Origin of the sequence: Delftia sp. ZNC0008 (assembly GCF_000799035.1) — a bacterium.
Classification (GTDB): domain Bacteria; phylum Pseudomonadota; class Gammaproteobacteria; order Burkholderiales; family Burkholderiaceae_C; genus Comamonas; species Comamonas tsuruhatensis.
The window spans coordinates 1-4323 of the sequence record NZ_JTKZ01000259.1 but is presented as its reverse complement, the minus strand read 5'-3'; the positions used below and the strand labels follow the sequence as shown (position 1 = coordinate 4323).

At 66.2% G+C, this 4323-nt stretch carries 5 protein-coding genes; 4 read left to right on the top strand and 1 reads right to left on the bottom strand.

Going from position 1 to position 4323, the window contains the following annotated elements; all coding sequences use genetic code 11:
• Positions 1–162 precede the first annotated feature (162 nt).
• Positions 163–1548, bottom strand: coding sequence for a cysteine--tRNA ligase (gene cysS / locus L995_RS08575; protein WP_047325717.1), 1386 nt, complete (start codon positions 1546–1548; stop codon positions 163–165).
• A 204-nt stretch (positions 1549–1752) separates the two neighbouring features.
• Between cysS and L995_RS08570 the strand changes: the two genes are divergently transcribed.
• The 4 genes from L995_RS08570 to L995_RS08555 all read left to right on the top strand — a co-directional run.
• The gene (locus L995_RS08570; RefSeq protein ID WP_016450535.1) at positions 1753–2286 is read left to right on the top strand and encodes a tetratricopeptide repeat protein; all 534 of its coding nucleotides are present in this window, start codon (positions 1753–1755) and stop codon (positions 2284–2286) included.
• 147 nt (positions 2287–2433) lie between these two features.
• Positions 2434–3021, top strand: a complete 588-nt coding sequence (locus tag L995_RS08565) for a peptidylprolyl isomerase (protein ID WP_047470991.1) — start codon at positions 2434–2436, stop codon at positions 3019–3021.
• 57 nt (positions 3022–3078) lie between these two features.
• Positions 3079–3585 (top strand): peptidylprolyl isomerase, encoded by a 507-nt coding sequence (locus L995_RS08560; RefSeq protein WP_016450537.1) that lies wholly within the window; start codon positions 3079–3081, stop codon positions 3583–3585.
• 157 nt (positions 3586–3742) lie between these two features.
• Positions 3743–4323 (top strand): UDP-2,3-diacylglucosamine diphosphatase (locus L995_RS08555; protein ID WP_047470992.1); only part of this gene is annotated, 581 nt, incomplete at its 3' end.

Genomic DNA, 4323 nt, shown 5'->3' with positions numbered 1-4323 from the left:
CCGCGTAGCGTCACCACCGGCAGCGGGGCCGGTTGCTGTTCGGGCACGGGCAGATCGGCCACCAGCGGCAACTGCTCGAAATCCATGGTGTCCAGGGGTTTGGCGGAGGCCATCAAAGCACCTCCCCGCACCTGGCGCGGCACGTCTGGCAAGGCATACGGATCAGCCCTTGGCGGCTGCCTCCCAGGTCGTGCCTGCAGGGGAGTCCTTGAGCACGATGCCCTGTTCCAGCAGCGCCTTGCGGATGCGGTCGGCCTCGGCCCAGTCCTTGGCCGCCTTGGCGGCTGCGCGTGCGGCAATCTGCGCCTCGATGGCGGCGGCATCCACATCTGCCGCTCCTGCCTGCAGGAAGGCCTGGGGGTCGCCCTGCAGCAAGCCCAGGCATCCGGCCAGGGCCTTGAGCAGGCCCGCCGTCTCGGCGCTCTTGCTGCGATTGACTTCTGCGGCCAGCTCGAACAGCACGGCCACGGCCTCGGGCGTGCCGAAGTCCTCGTCCATGGCCGCCTTGAAGCGTGCGGCAGCGGGATGGCTCCAGTCGATGGCGACCTCGGCAGGGGCCACCAGGCTCAGCGCCGTGTACAGGCGCTTGAGCGCGCCGCGCGCATCGTTCAGATGCACGTCGCTGTAGTTCAGCGGGCTGCGGTAGTGGCTGCGCACGACGAAGAAGCGAACGGTCTCTGCGTCGTACTCCTTGAGCACGTCGCGGATGGTGAAGAAGTTGCCCAGCGACTTGGACATCTTCTCGTTGTCCACGTTGATGAAGCCGTTGTGCATCCAGACCTGCGAGAAAGGCTTGCCGGTCGCGCCTTCGCTCTGGGCAATCTCGTTTTCGTGGTGCGGGAACTGCAGATCGGCACCGCCACCGTGGATGTCGAAGCTCTCGCCCAGCATCTCGCAGCCCATGGCCGAGCACTCGATGTGCCAGCCCGGCCGGCCCGCGCCCCAGGGGCTGGCCCACTTGACCTCGTCGGGCTCGCTGGGCTTGGCGCTTTTCCACAGCACGAAGTCCAGCGGGTCCTGCTTGCCGTCCTGCACGGCCACGCGTTCGCCGGCCTGCAATTCGTCCAGCGACTTGCCTGACAGCTTGCCGTAGCCGGGGAACTTGCGCACGGCAAAGTTCACGTCGCCATCGCTGCCCTGGTAGGCCAGGCCTTTGTCCTGCAGGCGGCCGATCATGGACAGCATCTGCGGCACGTATTCGGTGGCGCGCGGCTCATGCGTGGGGCGTTCGATGCCCAGGGCGTCGGCGTCCTGGTGCAGCGCGTCGATCATGCGGTCGGTCAGCGAACGAATGGTCTCGCCGTTCTCCACGGCACGACGGATGATCTTGTCATCGATGTCGGTGATGTTGCGCACATAGGTCACGCGATTTCCGCTGGCCCGAAGCCAGCGCTGCACCACGTCGAAAGCGACCATGGAGCGCGCGTGTCCCAGGTGGCACAGGTCGTACACGGTCATGCCGCACACATACATGCGCACATGGCCCGGTTCGATTGGCGAAAACGCTTCCAATGCACGCGACAGCGTGTTGTAGATACGCAAACTCATGGATGTTCATCAGGGGAGAAAGGGCCGCTGCAGGGGGCGCGTCCCACGCGCCGCCGGACCCTTGGCGCCGATGCAGGCATGCTCAGCAGGGAGCAGGAGCGGCAGGCGCAGAGCCCGTGTGACCCAGCACACCCCTCAGCTACAATTCACAGCAGTATAAGCCCGCGCCGCGGGGCGTTTCCCCGAGGCCCCGAAAGCACCTACATGCCTCTACGCAACTCGTTTCGCTCCGCCCTGCGCCTCGCGGCACTGGCGGCCCTGCTCGCAACAGGCCACGCCCACGCCGACGACTATACGGAAGTGAACCAGTTGCTGCGCAACGGCAAAAGCACCCAGGCCCTGGCACGCGCCGAAGCCTATCTTGCCAAGAACGCACGCGACCCCCAGATGCGCTTTCTCAAGGCCGTGGCCCTGACCGACAGTGGCAAGACCGACGAGGCCATCGCCGCGCTGAACCAGCTCATCGAGGACTACCCCGAGCTGCCCGAGCCCTACAACAACCTGGCCGTCATCTACGCAGGCCAGAACCAGCTCGACAAGGCCCGCTCCGCCCTGGAGTCGGCCGTGCGCAACAACCCCAACTACGGCGTTGCCTACGAGAATCTGGGCGACATCCACGCCCGCCTGGCCTACGAGGCCTACGGCAAGGCACAAGGCCTGGACGGCCGTGCTGCCAGCGTGCGGCCCAAGCTCAAGCTGCTGCGCGAATTGCTGGCTCCAGTCACCGGCACCAAATAGAAGACACGGCCCACACGCGCACCCCGGCGCCCAGGCACGGCGGTCTGCACGCCATTTGGGTCTTGCCACGCCTGCGCGCACGCGCAGGAACCTGCCCGGGTTTTCCCACTCCATCCCCCAGCCCTTTGGCTTTCTCAGGAGATTTGCATGACCACACGCCGCATTGCGTCGCTTTCCCTGGCCGGCATGGCCCTGGCCGCTTCCCTTTGCACCACCCTGCCCGCCATGGCGCAGAACGCCACACCCAAGGTGCAGCTCAAGACCAGCATGGGCGACATCGTGCTGGAGCTGAACGAGGCCAAGGCCCCCAAGACCGTGGCCAACTTCATGCAGTACGTGCGCGACAAGCACTATGACGGCACGGTGTTCCACCGCGTGATGGACGGCTTCATGATCCAGGGCGGCGGCATGGACGCCAGCCTCAAGGAAAAGCCCACGCGCGCGCCGGTTCCGCTGGAAGCGGACAACGGCCTCAAGAATGACCGGGGCACCATCGCCATGGCGCGCACGGGCAATCCCAACTCGGCCACCTCGCAGTTCTTCATCAACGTGGTGAACAACGACATGCTCAACGCACCCAAGCCTGACGGACACGGCTACGCCGTCTTCGGCCGCGTGGTCCAGGGCATGGATGTGGTGGACAAAATCCGCACGGTGGCCACGGGCAACCAGGGCATGCACCAGAATGTACCCACCAAGCCGGTGACCATCCTCTCGGCCACCGAAGTCAAGTAAACCGCGCGCCGCGCCCAGCGTGGCACGCCCCTGCCCTCCACCCAACAAGGAATCGCCATGAGCAATCCCCAAGTCGAACTCCACATCGCCGACCACGGCGTCATCACCCTCGAACTCGACGCCGCCAAGGCCCCCAAGAGCACCGAGAACTTCCTGGCCTATGTGAACAAGGGCCACTACGACAACACCATCTTCCATCGCATCATCGATGGCTTCATGATCCAGGGCGGCGGCTTCGAGCCCGGCATGAAGCAAAAGGGCACCGATGCGCCCATCGAGAACGAGGCCAAGAACGGCCTGAAGAACGACAAGTACACCATCGCCATGGCCCGTACCGGCGACCCGCACTCGGCCACCGCCCAGTTCTTCATCAACGTGGCCGACAACGGCTTCCTGAACCACACCTCGCCCAGCGCCCAGGGCTGGGGCTATGCCGTGTTCGGCAAGGTGGTCAAGGGCACCGAGATCGTGGACAAGCTGCGCGGCGTGAAGACCGGCCGCAACGGCGGCCACCAGGACGTTCCCAAGGATGACGTGATCATCGAAAAGGCCGTGGCCCTGTAATCAGGCGCCCTTCCGACAAGGCGGCTGCCCCCTTGGCGTGCAGCCGCCCTGTTGTCCATGCACATGGCCCGCCCCTGGCCGTGCCCATGGACAACAGCCCTGCTCCAGAGCCTTCCCCAGCCTTCATGCAGCGCCCTTGCCGGGCGCGCACCCGCCCATGGCCCAGACTGCCGCACCTCGCCCTCCCTGCGTGCCGCCCATTGCGGCCGAATGGACACTGCCCGCGGCCTGGCGCACGCTGGACTTCATCTCCGACCTGCACCTGCAGGCCTGCGAGCCCGCCACCGTGCAGGCCTTTCGCCGCTACCTGCACGCCACGCAGGCCGATGCCGTCTTTCTGCTCGGTGACCTGTTCGAAGTCTGGGTGGGCGACGACGCCTTGCTGGATCCCGGCAGTTTCGAGGCCGATTGCGCCGCCACCCTGCGCGAGGCCGCCGCCCGCAGGCCGCTGTTCTTCATGCAGGGCAACCGCGACTTCCTGACCGGAGCGCAGTTCGATGCGCTGTGCGGCACGACCACGCTGGCCGACCCCACCGTGCTCGACTGCGGCGACCAGCGCATCCTGCTCAGCCATGGCGATGCCCTGTGCCTGGACGATACGGAATACCAGCGCTTTCGCGCCATGGCGCGCTCCGCCGCGTGGCAGGCGGCCTTCCTGGCGCAGCCGCTGCCGCTGCGCCGCGAGCAGGCACGCGGAATCCGGCAGGAGAGCGAATCGCGCAAACGTGAATCACGCGG

Excerpts from the sequence above, each read along its gene's own strand:
- cysS (WP_047325717.1), bottom strand. The coding sequence starts at position 1,548 with ATGAGTTTGCGTATCTACAACACGCTGTCGCGTGCATTGGAAGCGTTT.
- L995_RS08570 (WP_016450535.1), top strand. The coding sequence starts at position 1,753 with ATGCCTCTACGCAACTCGTTTCGCTCCGCCCTGCGCCTCGCGGCACTG.
- L995_RS08565 (WP_047470991.1), top strand. The coding sequence starts at position 2,434 with ATGACCACACGCCGCATTGCGTCGCTTTCCCTGGCCGGCATGGCCCTG.
- L995_RS08560 (WP_016450537.1), top strand. The coding sequence starts at position 3,079 with ATGAGCAATCCCCAAGTCGAACTCCACATCGCCGACCACGGCGTCATC.